Here is an 18,140-nt window from a genome sequence, read left to right as displayed (position 1 = left end):
CTCCCGTGAACACCATTCCCCACTGGATCAACGGCGCACCCCTCTCCGGCACGGACACCCAGGCGGTGTTCAACCCGGCCACCGGTCAGGAACAGGCCCGGGTCGTCCTCGGCGGCGACGCCGCCGTGGACACCGCCGTCCAGGCCGCAGCCGCCGCGTTCGAGACCTGGTCCGAGTCCTCCCTCACCCAGCGCACCCAGGTGATGTTCGCCTTCCGCCAGCTCCTCGTCGAACACGAGGAGGAGCTGGGCCGGATCATCTCCGCCGAGCACGGCAAGACCGTCGACGACGCCCGCGGGGAGATCGTGCGCGGCCGTGAGGTCGTCGAGTTCGCCTGCGGCCTCGGCGACGTGCTCAAGGGCTCCTTCTCCGACCAGGTCTCGCGCGGCGTGGACGTGCACGACTTCCGCCAGCCGCTCGGCGTCGTCGCCGGCATCACCCCGTTCAACTTCCCGGCGATGGTGCCCCTGTGGATGCACCCCATCGCCATCGCGACCGGCAACACCTTCATCCTCAAGCCGTCCGAACGCGACCCCTCCGCCGCGAACTTCGTCGCCGAGCTGTACCGGAAGGCCGGTCTGCCGGACGGTGTCTTCAACGTCGTCCACGGCGGCAAGCCGGCCGTCGACGCGATCCTCACCCACCCGGGCATCGAGGCCGTCTCCTTCGTCGGCTCCACGCCGATCGCCAAGTACGTGCACGAGCAGGCGACTTCGCACGGCAAGCGGGTCCAGGCCCTCGGGGGCGCCAAGAACCACGCCGTCGTCCTGCCCGACGCCGACCTGGAGTTCGCCGCCAACCACATCACGGCCGGCGCCTACGGCTCGGCCGGCGAGCGCTGCATGGCCGTCTCCGTGGCGGTCGCCGTCGGCGAGGCCGCGGACGAGCTCGTCGAGGTACTTCGGCGCAAGGCCCGCGAGGTCAAGGTCGGCCCCGGTGACGCGCCCGGCACCGAGATGGGCCCGCTGGTCACCAAGGCCGCCCAGGAGCGCGTCGAGAACGCCGTCGGCACCGCGGCGGACCAGGGTGCCACCGTTGTCGTCGACGGACGCGGACTGAAGATCGACGGGCACGAGAACGGCTTCTTCACCGGCCCCTCCCTCCTCGACCACGTCACCACCGAGATGGACGCCTACAGGGAGGAACTGTTCGGCCCCGTCCTGGCGATCGTGCGCGTGGACAGCCTCGACGACGCCATCGACCTCGTCAACGCCAACCCCTACGGCAACGGCACCGCCCTGTTCACCGCCTCCGGCGAAGCCGCCCGCACCTTCCAGCGCAAGATCAAGGTCGGCATGATCGGCATCAACGTCCCCGTGCCGGTCCCGATGTCGTACTACTCCTTCGGCGGCTGGAAGGACTCCCTCATCGGCGACTCCCCGATCCACGGCCCCGAGGGCATCCGCTTCTACACCCGCCCCAAGGTCGTCACCACCCGCTGGCCCGAGCCCAGGCAGCAGGTCAGCGCCGGTTTCAACTTCCCCACATCCAACTGACATTTCCCCTGACGTTCCCCCACCGGGACCTTTCGAAGGACAGGACCATGACCACACCCAAGCCGCTTTCCGTTGCCGTGATCGGAGCCGGTATGGCCGGCCGCAGTCACGCCGCCGGATACCGCAACGTCAACACGGTCTTCGGCGCCGGTCTGCCGCCGGTACGGCTGGCCGCGATAGCCGATGCCAACGTGGCGCTCGCCGAGGACGCCGCCCGGCGTTACGGCTTCGAGAAGGCGCTTCCCAGCTGGGAGGCCGTAGCGGAGGACCCGACCATCGACGCGGTCAGCATCGTCGTCGGCAACGCTCTGCACCGGCCGATCGCCGAGGCGCTGGTCGCCGCCGGGAAGCACGTGCTGTGCGAGAAGCCCCTGGCCGGGACGCTCGAAGACGCCCGGGCCATGGCCGCGTTGGAGCGATCCGCCGAGGTCGTGACCGCTGTCGGGTACACCTTCCGCCGTGCGCCCGCCATCGCCGCGATCCGCGACCATGTGCTGCGCGGTGAACTGGGTGACCTCACCCTGTTCGGCGGACGCTACTGGTGCGACTACGCGACCGACCCCAACGGGCCGCTGAGCTGGCGGTTCAAGGGCGGACCCGGGTCCGGTGCGCTGGGGGACGTCGGCTCGCACATCATCGACGCCGCCGAGTACGTCGCCGGGCCGATCGCCTCGGTGTCCGGTGCCGTGCTGTCGACGCAGATCACCAAGCGTGCACTGCCGCTGGGCGCGGTCGTCGGGCACAACGCCGCACCTGTCTCGGACGAGTTCGGCGAGGTCGAGAACGAGGACACCGCGTCCTTCACCGTCCGGTTCGAGTCCGGGCTGGTGGGCACCTTCTCCGTGACGCGCACCGGGTTCGGGCTGCCGAACGGGCTGGCCTTCGACGTGCTCGGCGTCGGCGGGCGGGCCGCGTTCGACCAGCACCGGCCCGCCGAGTACCTCCTGGACGACGCCCAGCCCGACGCCCGTAGCCGGGGCGCCCGGCAGATCATCGTCGGCCCGCAGGCGCCGTACTTCGCCGGCGGTGTCCCGATGGAGGCACCGGGTGTCGGTGCCAGCAACGGCGACAACTTCACCTACCAGGCGCGGGCCTTCCTCGACCAGGTCGCCGCAGTCGCAGAGCCGCTGCCCGCATGCGCCACCTTCGCCGACGCGCTGCGGACCATGGAGATCATCCAGGCCGTCGTCGACTCCTCCCGCAACGGCGGCGCGTCCGTCGCCGTTCCGCCCGCGGCCTGACCTCCCCCCTCGACCGAAGGACCTGACTCATGGCTCTCAAGCTCGGCGCCTACACCGCCTGTCTGCACGACCGTCCGCTGACCGAAGCCCTCGACATCCTCAAGGAGAACGGGCTGACCTCCGTCGAGGTCAACACCGGCGGGTTCATACCGTCGCCGCACTGCCCCGTCGATCTGCTGCTGTCCTCGGCCGCCGCGCGTGCGGAGTACCTCGCCACCTTCGCCGACCGGGGCATGGAACTGACCGGCCTGAACTGCAACGGCAACCCGCTCAACCCGCTTCCCGGGGTCGGGCCGAAGCACGCCGACGACCTGCGGCGGACCATCCGGCTGGCCGGACTGCTCGGCGTCAGGCACGTGGTCACCATGTCCGGCACGCCGGGCTCCGACCCCGACGCCAAGTACCCCTCCTGGGTCGTCAATCCGTGGGACGGCGTCTACATGGACGTCCTCGACTACCAGTGGGGTGTGGCCGTCGAGTTCTGGAAGGAGATCGATGCCCTCGCCCGGGAGAACGACGTCCGGGTCGCCGTCGAGATGCACCCGCACAACGTCGTCTTCTCTCCGGTCACCCTCAAGCGTCTGGTCGACGAGGGCGGGCTGACGAACGTCGGTGCCGAGATGGATCCCTCGCATCTGATGTGGCAGGGCATGGACGTCATCGCCTCCGTCAAGTGGCTCGGCCCGCTCGTGTTCCACGCCGCCGCCAAGGACGCGACCCTCTGCCCGGGCGCCGACATCCGCGGTGTCCTCGACACCTCGTTCACCCGGGTGCCGGCCGACGCCCCGGACAAGGTCCCCACCGGGTACGGCTTCTGGTGCAACGCCTGGCCGGAGAACCCGGCCTGGAAGTTCGTCGCCGTCGGCATCGGCCACGACGTCGCCTACTGGACCGAGTTCCTGCGCGCCCTCGCCGAGATCGACCCGGACATGGCCGTCAACATCGAGCACGAGGACGCCGCCTTCTCCCGTACCGAGGGACTCGCCCTGGCTGCGAAGAACCTGAACAGCGCCGCGTCGGCCCTCTGACCGCCCTCGCTTCCGAACTCGGAGGACACCCAGTGAAACTCGCTCTCGATCCGCAGATGTTCTATTCCACGCACTCCGTGCTGGACCTCCCCGACCTCGTGGCCCGGGCCGGCTACTCATGGATGGAACTCTCGCCCAAGGACGACTTCATCCCCTTCTTCAGCCACCCGCGCGCCGACGACGCCACCGTGGTCAAGCTGCGCAAACGTGCTGCCGACGCCGGGGTCGGCATCGCCTCGGTGCTGCCGGTGCTGCGCTGGTCAGGGCCGGGGGAGGAAGAGCGGCAGGCCGCGGTGCGGGCCTGGAAGCGCGCCATCCGGATGACCGTCGACCTCGGCGTCGACACCATGAACTCCGAGTTCAACGGCCGCCCCGAGGGTGCCGAGTTGGCGGAGAGCCAGTTCCTGCGCTCGATGGACGAACTGATCCCCGTGTTCGAACGCGAGGGCGTCAAGCTCGTCCTGGAACCGCACCCGGACGATTTCATCGAGGACGGCCACGCCGCGGTGAACATGGTGCGCGGCCTGAACCGGGACTGGATCTCGTTCCTGTACTGCACGCCGCACACCTTCCACCAGGGAAACGACGCGACCGGGATCATCACTGCCGCGGCCGACAAGGTCAGCTACGTCCACCTCGCCGACACCCTCGACCACACCGCGTCCAACGGACTGCGCTACATCGTCAACCCGCCCGGATCGACCGTGCGCGTGCACCAGCATGCCGAAATGGGCCGCGGTGAGGTCGACTTCGACGAGGTGTTCGCCGCGCTTGCCTCGATCGGATTCGACGGCGTCGTCTCGTCGTGCGTCTTCGGCTGGGAGGAGCATGCCGCCGAGATCAGCGTCCGCCAACGGGAGAAGGCAACCGCACTGATCGAAGAGCACTTCGGAGGGGGCAGGCTGGAGACCGAGAGGCACTGATCTCCGACAGATCGTCGACCTGCCCGCCGGAACCCTCCCAACGGCTGCTGGGCGCAGGTCCCGCGCGTCTGCTGGCCGTGCGCGTCCGCGGACATGGCCCCCGTCCGGTCACACCGTCGGAACCGGCGGCACAGGCGGTCGCCGACCTGGCGTTGGAGCGGGCGCGTACCTGCGCCCGCTCCGCGTATGTCGCTCACCTGGTTCAGCCTGTGCGGGCCCCTCCCGTCCCCTGCATGATCGGTACGGTGGTATCGGGACGAGTGAAGGGGGCGGCGCGGCCGTGGGTGAGGAAGCGGGCTGACCATGACCGACTCCACCTTCGCCTTCGTTACCTCCGGCGCGCCTGCCGACGTCGTACCGCCGGCAGTACCTGGCCTCGGCGGCCGCAACCTGTCCGGACGCGGACCCGGCGGCGAAGTGGCCGTGCAGTCCGCCCTGTTCACCGAGGTGGGCTGCGAGCGGATCATGCGGTTCGCCTTCGACCTGGCCCGTACCCGGGACCGGAAGAAGGTCTCCTCTGTGACCAAGAGCAACGCCCAGCAGTACGGCATGGTCCTGTGGGACGACGTCTTCAAGCGGGTCGCGCTCGACTACCCGGACGTGGAGACGGAAAGCGTCCTGGTCGACGCCATGTCCGCGAAGTTCGTGCTGAAGCCGGAGGGCCTGTCGGTCGTCGTCGCCTCCAACCTGAACGCCGACATCCTCTCCGACCTCGGCAGCGCACTGGCCGGCAGCCTGGGGCTCACCGCCGGCGCCAACCTCAACCCCGAGCGCCGCTTCCCGAGCATGTTCGAGCCGGTGCACGGCTCCGCGCCGGACATCGCCGGCCAGGGCCTGGCCAACCCGATCGGCGCGGTCGGCAGCGCCGCGCTCATGCTGGAGCACTTCGGTCTGCCGGACCAGGCGGCCCGCCTCAACAAGGCGATCGAGGCGACGACTTCGGCGGGTGTCCTGACCCGTGACGTCGGCGGCAACGCGTCGACCGAGGACGGGGTGAAGGCCCTGATCGACGCGCTCAACGCCTGACGGACGGTCGGAAGGCGAGTCACTCGGCGGAGTGCCGGCTGACTGCCCCGAGTGGGGTCGAGGCGAGTCGAGTCGATCTGAGTTGTCTCCCACCACGGTCGGCAGGATTGGCGGGAAGTCGCCGCCGCCCGCCGCGACACCGGCCCCGAGGCACGGTCGGCCGCCCCGGCCGACCGCCGACGCCGCGAACCACTGGTTCCCGGCGAAGGCGGCTGCGTGACGTCATTTCAGGTCACGCGTTGTCGGTGGGCAGGGTCGGGTAGTCGGTGTAGCCGGTGTGGTCGCCGCCGTAGAAGGTGGCCGCGTCGGGGGTGTTGTAGGGGCCGTCGGCCGCGAGGCGGGCGGGCAGGTCGGGGTTGGCCAGGAACAGTGCGCCGAAGGCGATGATGTCGGCGGTGCCGTTCTCGATGTGGGCGAGAGCGTCGGGGCCGGTGGTCTCGGGGTGGGTGAAGGGGTTGAGGACGAACGTCGTCGGCCAGTCCTTGCGCAGTCGGGCGGTCAGGTCGCGGTCCGGGCTCTCGAGCAGGTGCAGGTAGGCGAGGTCCAGCCGGGCGAGAGCGGCGATCAGGGTGGTGTAGGTCTCCAGCACGTCCGCCGGGTCGGTCTCGGCGATGTCGTTGAAGGGGTTGCCGGGGGAGATACGGAAGCCGGTCCGGTGGCCGCCTATCGCCTCCGCCACGGCCGTGGCGACCTCGATACCGAAGCGGGCCCGGTCCGCGGCGCCGCCTCCCCAGCTGTCGGTGCGCAGGTTGGTGTTGGGGGCGAGGAACTGGTGGACCAGATAGCCGTTCGCCCCGTGGATCTCCACGCCGTCGAAACCGGCGGCGATCGCGTTGCGCGCGGCGTCGGCGTAGTCGGCGATCGTCTGGGTGATGCCGTCCTGGTCCAGTTCCTTCGGCGTGACGTGGTCCTGGGGGCCCTCGTAGGTGAACACCTGGCCCGCCGCCGCGACGGGGGAGGGGCCGACGGGGAGGAGGTCGTCGGGCAGCAGGCTGGGGTGGCTGAGCCGGCCGGTGTGCATCAACTGCGCGAAGATCGTGCCGCCCTGGGCGTGAACGGCCTCGGTCACCTTCCGCCAGGCATCGACCTGTTCGGCGGAGTGCAGCCCGGGGGTGTTGGTGTAGCCCTGGCCGACGACCGACGGCTGGATGCCCTCGGTGATGATCAGGCCGGCGCTCGCGCGCTGGGCGTAATAGGTGGCCATCAGCTCCGTCGCCGTGCCTGCGGAAGCGTCGGCGCGGCTTCGGGTCATCGGCGCCATCGCGATGCGGTTGGCGAGCGTCTTGCCGCTCAGGTCGATCGGGTCGAACGCGGTGGTCATGGCAACATCCTTCGAAGAATGGGTCGGGTGAAAGAGCCAGGCGGCAGCATGGACCGGCAGGCCTGGCGTGGTGTCGGGTAACTGGTGATCGGTAGAACAGAGATTTCGGTAATTCCCATGCCGCTGGGCCGGGGCACTTTCTGCTCGGTGATCATCAGTCAGGCAGCCTACTCACGCAGGCACGGGCCCAGTTGACGGGTCTAGTTGAGCGGCACGTCCGCGACGGCCTTGAGGTGGCTGAACGTCTCGAGGGTGTACCGGCCGTGGTAGCGGCCCATGCCGCTTTCGCCGACGCCGCCGAAGGGCAGACCGGGCATGATCAGTTGCATCGGAGGCTGGCCCCAGGCGACGCCGCCGGAGGACGTCTCGTTCGCCAGGCGCGACTTGGTGTCCTCGGAGGTGGTGAAGGCGTAGAGCGCGAGGGGCTTGTCGCGTTCGTTGATGAAGGCGATGGCGGCATCGAGGTCTTCGACTTCGACGACGGCGAGGATCGGACCGAAGATCTCCTCCCGCATGACCGGCGACGCGGGGTCGACATCGGTGAGCACGGTCGGCGCGAGGTACAGGTCGTCACGGTCGTGCCGGCCTCCCACCACTGCCTTGCCGGAGTCCAGCAGAGCGGTGAGGCGGTCGAAGTGCCGCTCGTTGATGATCCGGCCGAAGTCGGGTGAGGTCTGCGGGTCGGTGCCGAACTGGGCTTCGACCGCGGCGCGCAGGGCGGGGCCCAGTGCGGCGGCGGTGGCCGGGTCGGCCAGGACGTAGTCGGGGGCGATGCACATCTGCCCCGCGTTGCCGAACTTGCCGCCGACCAGCCGCTTCGCGGTCTCGTCCACGTCGGCGTCGGGCGCCACGAAGACCGGTGACTTGCCCCCGAGCTCCAGCGTGACCGGGGTGAGGTTCTTGGCGGCTGCGGCCATGACGATCCGGCCGACGGTGCCGTTGCCGGTGTAGAAGATGTGGTCGAAACGCTGCGCCAGCAGGGCCGTGGTCTCCTCGGCGCCGCCCTCGACCACGGAGAGTACGTCGGCGTCGAAGTACTCGCGCAGGAGGCGTGAGGCGACCGCCGAGGTGTGCACCGAGATCTCGCTCGGCTTGGCCACCACGGTGTTCCCGGCGGCCAGTGCGCCGATGATGGGCTCGATGAGCACGTGCAGCGGGGCATTCCACGCAGAGATCACCAGGACGACGCCGAGCGGGTCGTAGGTGGTGTATGCCGTGGTCGTGGGACCGAAGTGGGCGGGAACCTCCACCGGGCGAGGCTGAAGCCAGGTTTCGAGGTTCGCCAGTGCCTCGTCGATGTCGCCAATGGTGGAGTCGATCTCGTGCGCCTTGGCCTCGGCGGCGTTCTTCCTCAGGTCCGCCCAGAGCGCTTCGATCAGTTCCTGCTCGTTCTCGACCAGCAGTGCCCGCAGCCGCTGCAGCTGGTTGACGCGCCAGTCCAGTGGGCGGGTGACGCCGGTGTTGAACGTCGCACGAAGCCGGCCGACCACCTCCGCGGCCGTTTCCGTCCGGTGCGTCCTCGACTCGGTCGTCTGTGTCCCGGTCGTCTGTGTCGTGGTCATGGGGTGTGCTCCGTTCTTGACGCAGGCCACGCCGTCAAAAGGCGTTGAGGGCATGCGGTGGTACCGGTGATGGGCAAACCGGTGGATGACGGACGAAGGGTCAATCCGTGCCTTCACTGTAGCCCATGTACGCAATGACGCGAACATAAGTCGGGGGCTATTCTTTCCTCATGGCCAGTCGCACCTCGTCCCCCCTCGTCCACCCCGACACGGACGACCTCGACCTCTTCAAGATCATGAGCGCGTTGACCGACGAGACCCGGCTCACCATCGTGGTCACCCTCTCCGTCTCTCCCGGTCTGGCCTGCAGCGGCTTCACGCGGGACGTCACCGCGTCCGTACTCACCCGTCACTTCCGTGTCCTGCGCGAGGCCGGTCTCATTCGGCAGCACGACGTCGGCACCCGCCGCGTCAACACCCTGCGCAAGGAAGATCTGGACCAGCGGTTCCCCGGACTGCTCGACCTCGTCCTCAAGGAGAGCGTCGGCCGCGTGGAGCCCTACGTGAGCGCCGAGTGCGCCTGACGTTTCGAGGTACGCCTCAACGACCATGACCGCGGTCGCGGTGAATCCTGACGTGCATGCGCCGAGCGGGAAGGGTCGGTGGCCCCATGTTCGCGCCGACGCGAACATGGGCTACAGTGAAAAACGTGCCCCGCCGGAAGAAGGCAGTCGGGCGCGCACCCCCTGCTAGGAGAACCACGGCATGACCACTGTTGCTGCGTACGCCGCACCCGCCGCCAACGCTCCGCTGGAGCGCACCACCATCGAACGTCGCGAGGTCCGCGAGTTCGACGTGCTGATCGACATCAAGTTCGCCGGTATCTGCCACACCGACATCCACCTGGTCCGCGAGGGCTGGGGCCAGGCGACCTTCCCGATGGTCCCGGGCCACGAGATCGCGGGCGTCGTCTCCGAGGTCGGCCCCGGCGTGACCAAGTACAAGGTCGGCGACCGTGTGGGCGTCGGCTGTCTCGTTGACTCCTGCCGCGAGTGCGAGAACTGCAAGGCCGGCCAGGAACAGCACTGTGTACAGGGGGCTGTCCAGACGTACAACGCCATCGGCAGGGACGGCGAGATCACCTGCGGTGGTTACGCCACGCATGTTGTCGTCGACGAGAACTTCGTCGTCCGTGTCCCCGACGGGTTGTCCCTGGATGCCGCCGCGCCGCTGCTGTGCGCGGGCATCACCTTGTACGCGCCGCTCAAGCAGTGGGGCGCGGGCCCCGGCAAGAAGGTCGCTGTCGTCGGCCTGGGCGGTCTCGGCCACGTGGGCGTCAAGATCGCGCACGCACTCGGCGCGGAGGTCACCGTCCTGTCCCAGTCGCTGCGCAAGAAGGAAGACGGCCTGAAGCTGGGCGCCGACCACTACCACGCGACCAGTGACCCGAAGACTTTCGAGGAACTCGCCGGATCCTTCGACCTGATCGTCTCCACGGTGTCGGCGCCGCTGGACCTGAGCGCCTACCTCAGCCTGCTGAAGACGGGCGGCGCCCTGGTGAATGTGGGCGTCCCGGAGGAGCCCATCACCTTCCACCCGTTCGCCCTCATCGGGGGCAACAAGATCCTCGCCGGGTCGATGATCGGCGGCATCCCCGAGACCCAGGAGATGCTGGACTTCTGCGCCGCGCACGGCATCGGCGCGGAGATCGAGCTGATCAGCGCCTCCGAGATCAACGAGGCCTACGAGCGCGTGCTGGCGAGCGACGTGCGGTACCGGTTCGTGATCGACAACGCGACCATCTGAGACCCGTCGCACGAACGAGGGCCCCGGCGGATGATCGATGACCCTCGGGTTCCAGGGGCCCTCGCGCACTGAGCGGCGCTCCCGGTGAGCGTCTGCCTAGGACTATGGGCCGAGGACGGTTCGGGCTCCGGTAGGGTCCCCGTTCCCGGCCGCGTCGCTACCGTTCCTGGTGAGCCACCGTCATGTGGGTGATACCGCTGACCAGTTGGATCCGGGAGAGCGATGCCGAGCGACGGCTACACGTACGCGGAGCGGGCCGACGCGGCCCGCAACCGTGCTCGACTGCTGGAGGCCGCCGCTCGACTGGTGGGTCGGTGATGTCGGCCTTGGGCACCTTGTAGGTGACCTGGGCGTAGGCGATCGTGCCGTCCTCACTGACCGGGCCGCCGCTGAAGGGCTCGGAGACGCTCGCCACCTGCGGCGCCCCCCTTCTCGTCCGTCGTCTTCCCCGAGACACCGGCGGCGCCTATGCCGACGGCGGCGAGGACGACGATCCAGAACATGAGGAAGAGCCGTCGGCGTCTGAAGGCGAGCCGGCCCAGCCGGTAGAGGAACGTGGCCACGGAAGTACTCCCAGCAGGAGATGGATCATTGCGCGAACAGGGGCTTGATCGGGGGTTGCTCGAGGCTTGCTCGGGTTTGATCGACCCTGTGTTCAACCTATGAGCTCTGTTCCGCGCACCCCCGGCACCGCGGGACCCAATCCGGCGGCCGGGCAGTACCCCGGTACTGGTGGGGCTCATCCTCAGGGGGAGGGGGGGTGGGGACCCCTTTATCACGGCCTTCGGTTCGCTGTCAGAAGTTTTTACCGACGCGTAACTTCCCCCGTCGCGCTACTCGCTCGTAACTTGACGAGTGAACAGCATCCTCGTGATCCGGATCACAGGGCGTAGAGCCGTCGCAACTCCCTTGAGCCGCAAGGAGATCACTCGATGCTGCCCTGGAAACGCGCACTCAGACCTCTCGCCGCACTGCTGCTGGCCGCCGCGGCCACCATCGTGCCCGTCGCCACCGCACAGGCCGAAACGCAGGCCGAGACGTCCGAAACGCAGGCCGGATCCGCCGCCAGCAGTGGCTGGAACGACTACTCGTGCAAGCCGTCCGCCGCTCATCCCCGCCCCGTCGTCCTCGTCCACGGCACCTTCGCCAACGGGGTCGACAACTGGCTCACCCTCGCGCCGTACCTGACGAACCGCGGCTACTGCGTCTTCTCGTTCGACTACGGCCAACTGCCCGGCGTACCCCTCTTCTACGCCCTCGGTCCCATCGACAGGTCCGCCGAGCAACTCGCCGTCTTCGTCGACAAGGTGCTCGCCGCGACCGGCGCCGCCGAGACCGACCTGGTCGGCCACTCGCAGGGCGGCATGATGCCCCGCTACTACCTCAAGTTCCTCGGCGGCGCCGCCGAGGTGCACACCCTCGTCGGCATCGCGCCCAGCAACCACGGCACCACCCTGAACGGCCTGACGAACCTGCTGGCCTACTTCCCCGGGGCCGCCGACCTGCTCTCCACGGCCACTCCCGCCCTCGCCGACCAGGTGGTGGGGTCCGCCTTCCTCACCAAGCTCAACGCGGGCGGTGACACCGTCCCGGGCGTCCACTACACGGTCCTCGCGACCAAGTACGACGAGGTCGTCACGCCGTACCGCAGCCAGTTCCTGAGCGGCTCCGACGTGCACAACGTCCTGATCCAGGACCTGTGCCCGCTGGACCTCTCCGAGCACGCCGCCGTCGGCCTGCTCGACCGGATCGTGTTCCACGAGGTGACGAACGCCCTCGATCCGGCGCACGCCACCGCCACCACCTGTCTGTCGGCGGTTGGCTGACCCGGTCGGGAATCATCCGCCGGGGCCCGGCAGGCCTGAGCCGCCGGCCGCGCCCCGGCGAGCTCAGTGGCCGGGCCGGCCGGTGCCAATCGCCCGACGCCGGACCGAGAGCAACCAGGGCCGTCGCGCCGCGGCGATCCCGACGGCGGTGGCGCTGGTGGCCGCGGCGGCGGGGCGGCTGCGTGCGGGCATGGGGGGATCTCCTCGCGGCGGTCGATCAGGGGGCGATCAGCAAACTAGCCCCAGGAAACCGCTGAATCGCCTGCTGGAGGCGGGTGAGGGAGATCCTTATGGTCGGCTTAAGGAAGGCTTCGGACTGCGCTCAGGTACGCGCCGGGCCGGCCCACCTCAGCCGTCTGGCCACCACGTACGTGCGATGTCCTTGCGGACCTCCGGACGTGCGGTGGTGCGTTCGTCGGTCTCTTCCCGCACTCGTCGGGCGTCCGACTTCTTCAAAGGCTTCTGCACGGTTACGCGGCGCATGGCTGCCTCCTTCGGTCCACCGGGTTCCGCGTTTTCACGGAGATAGACCATTTCCGGGAGGGTGACTCATCGGCGCCGGTCTGTCAGTGGCGGCCGTCACGATTCGATTGTCAGTGGTGGGTGTCACTCTTGGCCGTATGACGAACACCGACTGGGACGCGGAAGCCGCAACCTTCGACGACGAACCCGACCACGGCCTGCGGGATCCCGTCGTCCGCGAGGCATGGGCGGACCGGCTGCGGTCCTGGCTGCCGGACCGCCCGGCCGACATCCTCGACCTGGGCTGCGGCACCGGCAGCCTGTCGCTCCTCGCGTCCGAACAGGGGCACCGAGTCACCGGGGTGGACGCCTCCCGGGCCATGGTCGAGCACGCCCGGAGGAAGCTGGCCGGCCGTGCCGCCGTGTTCCTCGTCGGCGACGCGGCGGCGCCGCCGGTGGGGGAGGAGCGCTTCGACGTCGTGCTCGTACGGCACGTCCTGTGGACGCTGCCCGACCCCGCGCGCGTGCTGCGTCACTGGCACGGGCTGCTCAGGGCCGGCGGGCGGCTGGTGCTGGTCGAGGGCGTGTGGGGCACGGTCAGCCCGGCCGGCATACCCGCCGACACACTCACCGCCCTCCTCACGCCCCTCGCCGAGGACGTCCGGCTGGAGCGGCTGTCCGGCGACGCGCGGCTGTGGGGGCGCGAGGTGGAGGACGAGCGGTACGCGGTACTGGCCCGGCTGTAAGGACTACGTCACCTTCGCGGGTCACGAGTCACGGGTTCAGGCGAGCAGCTTCTCGAAGCCGCCCTCGCGCGCCAGCGACTCCAGCTCGTCGAGGGCCGCCACGGCTGCGGAGGCGGCTTGCGGGTCCGACTCCGTCAGGCCGCTCTCCTCGAACTCGTCCTCGTCGAGTCGTCGTACGTCCCTGCCGTCGGCGGAGCGCCAGAGGTCCAGGTCGAGATCCTCGACGACCAGGTCGGTGCCGTCGAGAGTGGCCGGGCGGGCGATGTCGCAATACCAGCCCTTCAGCGTGCCCGCCGCGTCCCGGACCTCCTTCACCGAGTACCAGCGGTCCCGCCAGTAGTACTCCGTGAACACGTCACCGGGCTCGAAGCGGACGAAGCCGAAGTCGCGGAGTCCGTCCCCGGCCCAGGCGGCGCGCACGGCGAGGCGCGTGCCGTCGTCGTGGAGCAGCTCGGCGGGGTAACTGATCTTCGTGCGGCCGGCCTTGACCAGGACGACGTTCAGTGTGGGGGTGGGCGGGTGCGTGGGTGGGGTCTCAGGTGAGTTCGCGGACATACCGCACCTCCGTTGCGCAGATCTCGTAGCCGAACCAGTTGTTGATCGCGATCATCGGGCCGTTCCCCGCGTCGTTGCCCGTCAGGGCCTCCGTGTACCCGGCGGCGCGGGCGCGGTGCAGGGAGTCGTTCTTGGCGAGCTTCGCGAGGCCACGGCCCCGGAAGTCACGGGCGGTGCCCGTCATCACCGTGCCGTACCGGGTGTCGCCGTCGGTGCGGGCCAGGCTGAAGGCGGCGGGGCGGCCGTCGACGACCGCGACCGAGGTCAGCTCGGGGCTGGACAGGGGGTGCTGCCAGGTCTCGCGGAGCCAGGCCTCGTAGTCGGTGAACTCGTAGGAGACATCGCTGGGTTCGTCCGACATCGTCTCCGCGTCCAGGGTGAACAGGGCGCGCGGGTCGGCGGCGAAGTCGGAACCCCTGCGGAGTTCGACGCCGGGCGGGACATCCTGGAGCGGGGGCAGTTCGCCGTTCGCCAGGTCCAGACGCATGAAGTGCGCGGTACGGCTGGAGCGGTAACCGTGGCTCTCGGCGAAGGCGCGGTTCCCGGGGGCGTCCAGCACCCAGGCGAAGGACCTGGTCACCCCGGCCGCGGCGAGGTGCCGCTCGGCGGTACGGACGAGGAGCGCGCCGGCGCCACGGCGGGTGCGGTCGGGGTGCACGTACACGTTGACGAATCCCTGGCCGGGCTCCGGGCTGTCGTGGACGACCGCGGTCTGGGCGGTGCCGATGACCTCGCCGTCCTCCTCGGCGACGAGTGCCCGGAAGTGCGCGTCGGGGTGGGCGTGCGCGATGTCGTACGCGACGGCCTCCGGCGTGAACAGCAGGAAGGGCAGGGCGAGGCGCCGGACGCGGGCGAACGCCTCGACGCCGGGCCGGTCTTCGGTGGGCAGGGCACGCACGGTCACTGTCATGAGCTCGGACGTTACGTGGGGAGATACGGCGGGTGCCTCTTATTTTCCGGCCTGTACGGGACAATCGCAGCGTGACCCTGAAGATCCGCATCGACGACAGCGCGCCGCCCTACGAGCAGGTGCGCGCCCAGATCTCCGAGCAGGCCCGGGCGGGGACGCTGCCCGTGGGGTACCGGCTGCCTACCGTGCGAGGGCTTGCCGAGTCGCTCGGTCTTGCCGCGAACACGGTGGCGAAGGCGTATCGGGCGCTGGAGTCGGACGGGGTGATCGAGACGCGGGGGCGCAACGGAACGTTGGTCGCTGCGGCGGGCTCGGCGGCGGAGAGGGGTGCGGCGGTTGCCGCGCGGGAGTATGTGGAGCGGGTTCGGCGGCTGGGGTTGGGGGAGGAGGCGGCACTTGACGCCGTGCGGGATGCCCTGCGGGCGGCTTATCAGGGGTAGGAGCGGTGGTGATTCGGCTGCGGCGCGGTGGGGGCTTGTCGCGCAGTTCCCCGCGCCCCTTAAAGGCCCGCCCGCACCCTGCGATTACAGGTAAAGGCCTGGCTATTACAGGTACAGGCCCGCGTCTGATCCTTCCCTCTGGTCCGGGACTGTGGTGGGGCTCGTGCCTCTGCGTAGGGCGTAGAGCTCGGCCAGGGTGGCGCCCTCTCGGGGGATTCCTTCCTCTGTGCCGAGCCAGGTCGTCGCCTCTCGGCGGGTCAGGGGGCCCACCTCGATGCGGGCCAGGCAGCGGCCGGGGCGGACGACAGCCGGGTGGAGGCGTTCCAGGTCCTCGTTGGTCGTCACACCCACCAGGACGTTGCGGCCCTGGCCGAGGAGACCGTCCGTCAGGTTCAGCAACCGCGAGAGCGCCTGGCCCGCTGTGTGCTTCGCCTCGCCTCTGATCAGCTCGTCGCAGTCCTCCAGCAGGAGCAGACGCCAGCGGCCCTTGCCCGTGCCGTCCTCCTCGCCGATCGCGATGTCCATCAGATAGCCGACGTCGGAGAACAGACGCTCGGGGTCCAGTACGCAGTCCACCTGGCACCAGTCCCGCCAGGAACGGGCCAGCGTGCGCAGCGCGGACGTCTTGCCGGTGCCCGGCGGCCCGTGGAGCAGCAGCAGCCGGCCCGCGATGTCCTCGGGCGTCGTCTTCATCAGAGTGTCCATCGCGTCCGCCACCGGAGCGGTGTAGTTGGCGCGGACCTCGTCCCAGGTGCCCGCCGAGATCTGGCGGGTCGTGCGGTGCGGGCCCCGGCGCGGGGACACGTACCAGAAGCCCATCGTCACGTTCTCCGGCTGGGGTTCGGGCTCGTCCGTCGCCCCGTCCGTCGTCTGGCCGAGGACCTTCGCGGCCAGCTCGGAGCTGGTCGCCGTCACCGTGACGTCGGCGCCGCGGTTCCAGCGGGACACCAGGAGGGTCCAGCCGTCGCCCTCCGCCAGCGTGGCACTGCGGTCGTCGTCGCGGGCGGAGCGCAACACCCGGGCGCCCGGCGGGAGGAGGGTCGCCCCGGACCGTACGCGGTCGATGTTCGCCGCGTGGGAGTACGGCTGCTCGCCCGTCGCGAAGCGGCCGAGGAACAGTGCGTCGACGACGTCGGACGGGGAGTCGCTGTCGTCGACGTTGAGCCGGATCGGCAGCGCGTCGTGTGGGTTGGCAGACATGCCGCCATGATCCGGCACCCGGGCGCCCAGTGCACCCGGTTTCCGTGGTGCGCGCCGATTGCCGCCGACTGCGGTGCCTTCGGCCCGCGCGTCCGTTAAGTCCGTCTTCTGTTACCGGGCTGTGTGCCGCGGAGGCCTGCCCTCCGCCCGTGCCCCGCGGTTACTGTTGTCCTTGATGGGACGTCATGGGTGGAATTCGGGGGCCAGGCGGTGGCAGCTCACCGCCCTGCTAGGGGTGGGGGCCGCCGCACTGGCCCTGGTCCTGACCCTGCTCCACACGCTGCCGTCGAACGGCGGCAGCACCGCGGGTACCTCCCGCGACGGCGACAAGGTGCACGGCACACCGTCCGCCTCCTCGCCCGCTTCGTCGAAGCCGGACGTCGGGTGGGGCTTCACCCACACTCAGTTCAGCGCCGACGAGGGCGACGGCTCGGCCACCGGCCGGGTCGAGGCGCTGCTGTCGAAGGACGCCGGGCTGCCGCAGAACCAGCACATCATGGGCTGGGGCGCCGGCAACCCCGAGCCGGTCAAGGGGCGTTACGACTTCACCGAGATGGATCGCCGTATCGACTTCATGCGCGCCTCCGGCGCCACCCCGGTGGTCACCCTGTGCTGTGCCCCGGACTGGATGAAGGGCGGCAGGTCGGGCTCGGACAACACCGACTGGAGCCAGTCCGCCCTGGAGACCGCCCCGGAGCGCGCCCACTACAAGGACTTCGCGGCGCTCGCCGCGACCGTCGCCAGGCGTTATCCCGACGTACGTCACTTCATCGTGTGGAACGAGTTCAAGGGGTTCTGGAACAACACCGGGGCCCGCTGGGACTACGAGGGGTACACCGAGCTGTACAACCTCGTCTACAAGGCACTGAAGAAGGTCGACAAGGACATCATGGTCGGCGGGCCGTACCTCGTCATGGACAGTCTCGACCCACGGCAGAAACCGGACGCCTCCACGACCTTCAAGGGGCCCTGGGGCGCCATGGACCAGCGGGTCCTCGACGCCTTCGACTACTGGAACACCAACAAGGCGGGAGCCGATTTCGTCGTCGTGGACGGTTCCAGCTACACCCAGGACGACGAGCTGCTGCCCGACGAGTTCGCGGCGACCGACAAGTTCACCGCCGTCGGTGAGTGGGTGCGCGCCCGTACGCGCGGACTGCCGCTGTGGTGGGCCGAGTACTACGTCGAGCCCGCCGACGCCGACGACGACCGTGCGGGCTGGTCCGAGACCCACCGCGAGGCCGTCCAGGCCGCCGGTCTGATCGCGATGGCCAAGGGCGGCGCCTCCTCCGGCTTCTACTGGAACCCCGAGGAGGAGAAAGGTGCCGGATGCGCCGGCTGTCTCTGGACTCCCACCTCAAGTGACAGCGGGGGTACGGCACTTCCCATGTACGACCTCGTCTCCCGGTTCGGCGCCGCCTTCCCGCCGGGCACGGAGTACCGGACCGTGCCGGTGGCCCCGGACGACGTGCCCAACGTGCGGGTGCTCGCCGACGACCACGCCGTCCTCGTCGTCAACGTCCTGGACCGGACGATCGACGCACGGGTCGACGGGAAGAGTTTCACGATGGGCGCGTACGAGGTGAAGTGGCTCAGTCGTTGATCCGCTGAGCTACCTCCACCTCACGCACGTGCCGTCTCGCCAACCCTTCTGTCCG

The 18,140-nt window shown here is 69.5% G+C and carries 20 protein-coding genes; 11 read left to right on the top strand and 9 right to left on the bottom strand.

Translation table 11 applies throughout. The annotated features are described in order from the left end of the window. Window positions 1-5 precede the first annotated feature (5 nt). The 5 genes from OG241_RS12385 to OG241_RS12365 all read left to right on the top strand — a co-directional run bounded on the left by OG241_RS12385 (window position 6) and on the right by OG241_RS12365 (window position 5,714). Window positions 6-1,496 (top strand): CoA-acylating methylmalonate-semialdehyde dehydrogenase, encoded by a 1,491-nt coding sequence (locus OG241_RS12385; protein ID WP_405815310.1) that lies wholly within the window; start codon window positions 6-8, stop codon window positions 1,494-1,496. Between the two features lie 47 nt (window positions 1,497-1,543). Beyond that, on the top strand, window positions 1,544-2,737 hold the full coding sequence (locus OG241_RS12380) for a Gfo/Idh/MocA family protein (protein WP_405815309.1): 1,194 nt from the start codon (window positions 1,544-1,546) through the stop codon (window positions 2,735-2,737). Between the two features lie 29 nt (window positions 2,738-2,766). Continuing rightward, entirely contained in the window at window positions 2,767-3,765 is a 999-nt protein-coding gene (locus OG241_RS12375; protein ID WP_405815308.1) for a sugar phosphate isomerase/epimerase family protein, read from the top strand. Between the two features lie 32 nt (window positions 3,766-3,797). Continuing rightward, the gene (locus tag OG241_RS12370; protein ID WP_405815306.1) at window positions 3,798-4,688 is read left to right on the top strand and encodes a sugar phosphate isomerase/epimerase family protein; all 891 of its coding nucleotides are present in this window, start codon (window positions 3,798-3,800) and stop codon (window positions 4,686-4,688) included. Between the two features lie 303 nt (window positions 4,689-4,991). After that, on the top strand, window positions 4,992-5,714 hold the full coding sequence (locus OG241_RS12365; RefSeq protein ID WP_405815304.1) for an isocitrate/isopropylmalate family dehydrogenase: 723 nt from the start codon (window positions 4,992-4,994) through the stop codon (window positions 5,712-5,714). 232 nt (window positions 5,715-5,946) lie between these two features. Here OG241_RS12365 and OG241_RS12360 read toward each other — a convergent pair whose 3' ends face one another. Beyond that, complete coding sequence (locus tag OG241_RS12360; RefSeq protein ID WP_405815303.1) at window positions 5,947-7,035, bottom strand: alkene reductase; 1,089 nt, start codon at window positions 7,033-7,035, stop codon at window positions 5,947-5,949. Between the two features lie 200 nt (window positions 7,036-7,235). Then, window positions 7,236-8,597 (bottom strand): aldehyde dehydrogenase family protein, encoded by a 1,362-nt coding sequence (locus OG241_RS12355; protein ID WP_405815302.1) that lies wholly within the window; start codon window positions 8,595-8,597, stop codon window positions 7,236-7,238. Window positions 8,598-8,767: 170 nt separating this feature from the next. Here OG241_RS12355 and OG241_RS12350 point away from each other — a divergent pair, with 170 nt between their 5' ends. Both OG241_RS12350 and OG241_RS12345 read left to right on the top strand, forming a co-directional pair. Then, on the top strand, window positions 8,768-9,121 hold the full coding sequence (locus tag OG241_RS12350) for an ArsR/SmtB family transcription factor (protein ID WP_405815301.1): 354 nt from the start codon (window positions 8,768-8,770) through the stop codon (window positions 9,119-9,121). Between the two features lie 181 nt (window positions 9,122-9,302). Then, on the top strand, window positions 9,303-10,343 hold the full coding sequence (locus OG241_RS12345; protein ID WP_405815300.1) for an NAD(P)-dependent alcohol dehydrogenase: 1,041 nt from the start codon (window positions 9,303-9,305) through the stop codon (window positions 10,341-10,343). Window positions 10,344-10,500: 157 nt separating this feature from the next. Here OG241_RS12345 and OG241_RS12340 read toward each other — a convergent pair whose 3' ends face one another. Both OG241_RS12340 and OG241_RS12335 read right to left on the bottom strand, forming a co-directional pair. Continuing rightward, window positions 10,501-10,758, bottom strand: a complete 258-nt coding sequence (locus OG241_RS12340; protein WP_405815299.1) for a hypothetical protein — start codon at window positions 10,756-10,758, stop codon at window positions 10,501-10,503. After that, the gene (locus OG241_RS12335; protein ID WP_405815298.1) at window positions 10,715-10,906 is read right to left on the bottom strand and encodes a hypothetical protein; all 192 of its coding nucleotides are present in this window, start codon (window positions 10,904-10,906) and stop codon (window positions 10,715-10,717) included. The genes OG241_RS12340 and OG241_RS12335 overlap by 44 nt, the downstream gene beginning before the upstream one ends. Before the next feature lie 369 nt (window positions 10,907-11,275). On the opposite strand from OG241_RS12335, the gene OG241_RS12330 reads away from it, so the two are divergent. Beyond that, window positions 11,276-12,169, top strand: a complete 894-nt coding sequence (locus OG241_RS12330) for an esterase/lipase family protein (RefSeq protein ID WP_405815297.1) — start codon at window positions 11,276-11,278, stop codon at window positions 12,167-12,169. 63 nt (window positions 12,170-12,232) lie between these two features. On the opposite strand, the gene OG241_RS12325 is transcribed toward OG241_RS12330, so the two are convergent. Then, window positions 12,233-12,361 carry a hypothetical protein gene (locus tag OG241_RS12325; RefSeq protein ID WP_405815296.1) on the bottom strand — a complete coding sequence of 43 codons (129 nt, stop codon included), beginning with the start codon at window positions 12,359-12,361 and terminating at the stop codon, window positions 12,233-12,235. A gap of 156 nt (window positions 12,362-12,517) precedes the next feature. Further along, the gene (locus tag OG241_RS12320; protein WP_319098483.1) at window positions 12,518-12,652 is read right to left on the bottom strand and encodes a hypothetical protein; all 135 of its coding nucleotides are present in this window, start codon (window positions 12,650-12,652) and stop codon (window positions 12,518-12,520) included. Window positions 12,653-12,789: 137 nt separating this feature from the next. Here OG241_RS12320 and OG241_RS12315 point away from each other — a divergent pair, with 137 nt between their 5' ends. Next, window positions 12,790-13,377 carry a class I SAM-dependent methyltransferase gene (locus tag OG241_RS12315; RefSeq protein ID WP_405815295.1) on the top strand — a complete coding sequence of 196 codons (588 nt, stop codon included), beginning with the start codon at window positions 12,790-12,792 and terminating at the stop codon, window positions 13,375-13,377. A 36-nt stretch (window positions 13,378-13,413) separates the two neighbouring features. Here the strand turns inward: OG241_RS12315 and OG241_RS12310 are convergent, their stop codons facing one another. Further along, complete coding sequence (locus OG241_RS12310) at window positions 13,414-13,932, bottom strand: DUF402 domain-containing protein (protein ID WP_405815294.1); 519 nt, start codon at window positions 13,930-13,932, stop codon at window positions 13,414-13,416. Beyond that, window positions 13,913-14,842: a GNAT family N-acetyltransferase gene (locus tag OG241_RS12305; protein ID WP_405815293.1), complete on the bottom strand. Its 930-nt coding sequence runs from the start codon at window positions 14,840-14,842 to the stop codon at window positions 13,913-13,915. The genes OG241_RS12310 and OG241_RS12305 overlap by 20 nt, the downstream gene beginning before the upstream one ends. Before the next feature lie 71 nt (window positions 14,843-14,913). On the opposite strand from OG241_RS12305, the gene OG241_RS12300 reads away from it, so the two are divergent. Beyond that, entirely contained in the window at window positions 14,914-15,282 is a 369-nt protein-coding gene (locus OG241_RS12300; protein WP_405815291.1) for a GntR family transcriptional regulator, read from the top strand. A gap of 105 nt (window positions 15,283-15,387) precedes the next feature. Here OG241_RS12300 and OG241_RS12295 read toward each other — a convergent pair whose 3' ends face one another. Continuing rightward, the gene (locus tag OG241_RS12295; RefSeq protein ID WP_405815290.1) at window positions 15,388-16,482 is read right to left on the bottom strand and encodes a DUF5925 domain-containing protein; all 1,095 of its coding nucleotides are present in this window, start codon (window positions 16,480-16,482) and stop codon (window positions 15,388-15,390) included. Window positions 16,483-16,657: 175 nt separating this feature from the next. Between OG241_RS12295 and OG241_RS12290 the strand changes: the two genes are divergently transcribed. Beyond that, window positions 16,658-18,085 carry a GH39 family glycosyl hydrolase gene (locus tag OG241_RS12290; protein ID WP_405815289.1) on the top strand — a complete coding sequence of 476 codons (1,428 nt, stop codon included), beginning with the start codon at window positions 16,658-16,660 and terminating at the stop codon, window positions 18,083-18,085. Window positions 18,086-18,140: the final 55 nt, after the last annotated feature.

The organism is Streptomyces sp. NBC_01390 (genome assembly GCF_045040105.1).
In the GTDB taxonomy this organism is placed as follows: domain Bacteria; phylum Actinomycetota; class Actinomycetes; order Streptomycetales; family Streptomycetaceae; genus Streptomyces.
The sequence above is the reverse complement of the archived record's forward strand: the minus strand, read 5'-3'. Positions and strand labels throughout refer to the sequence as shown.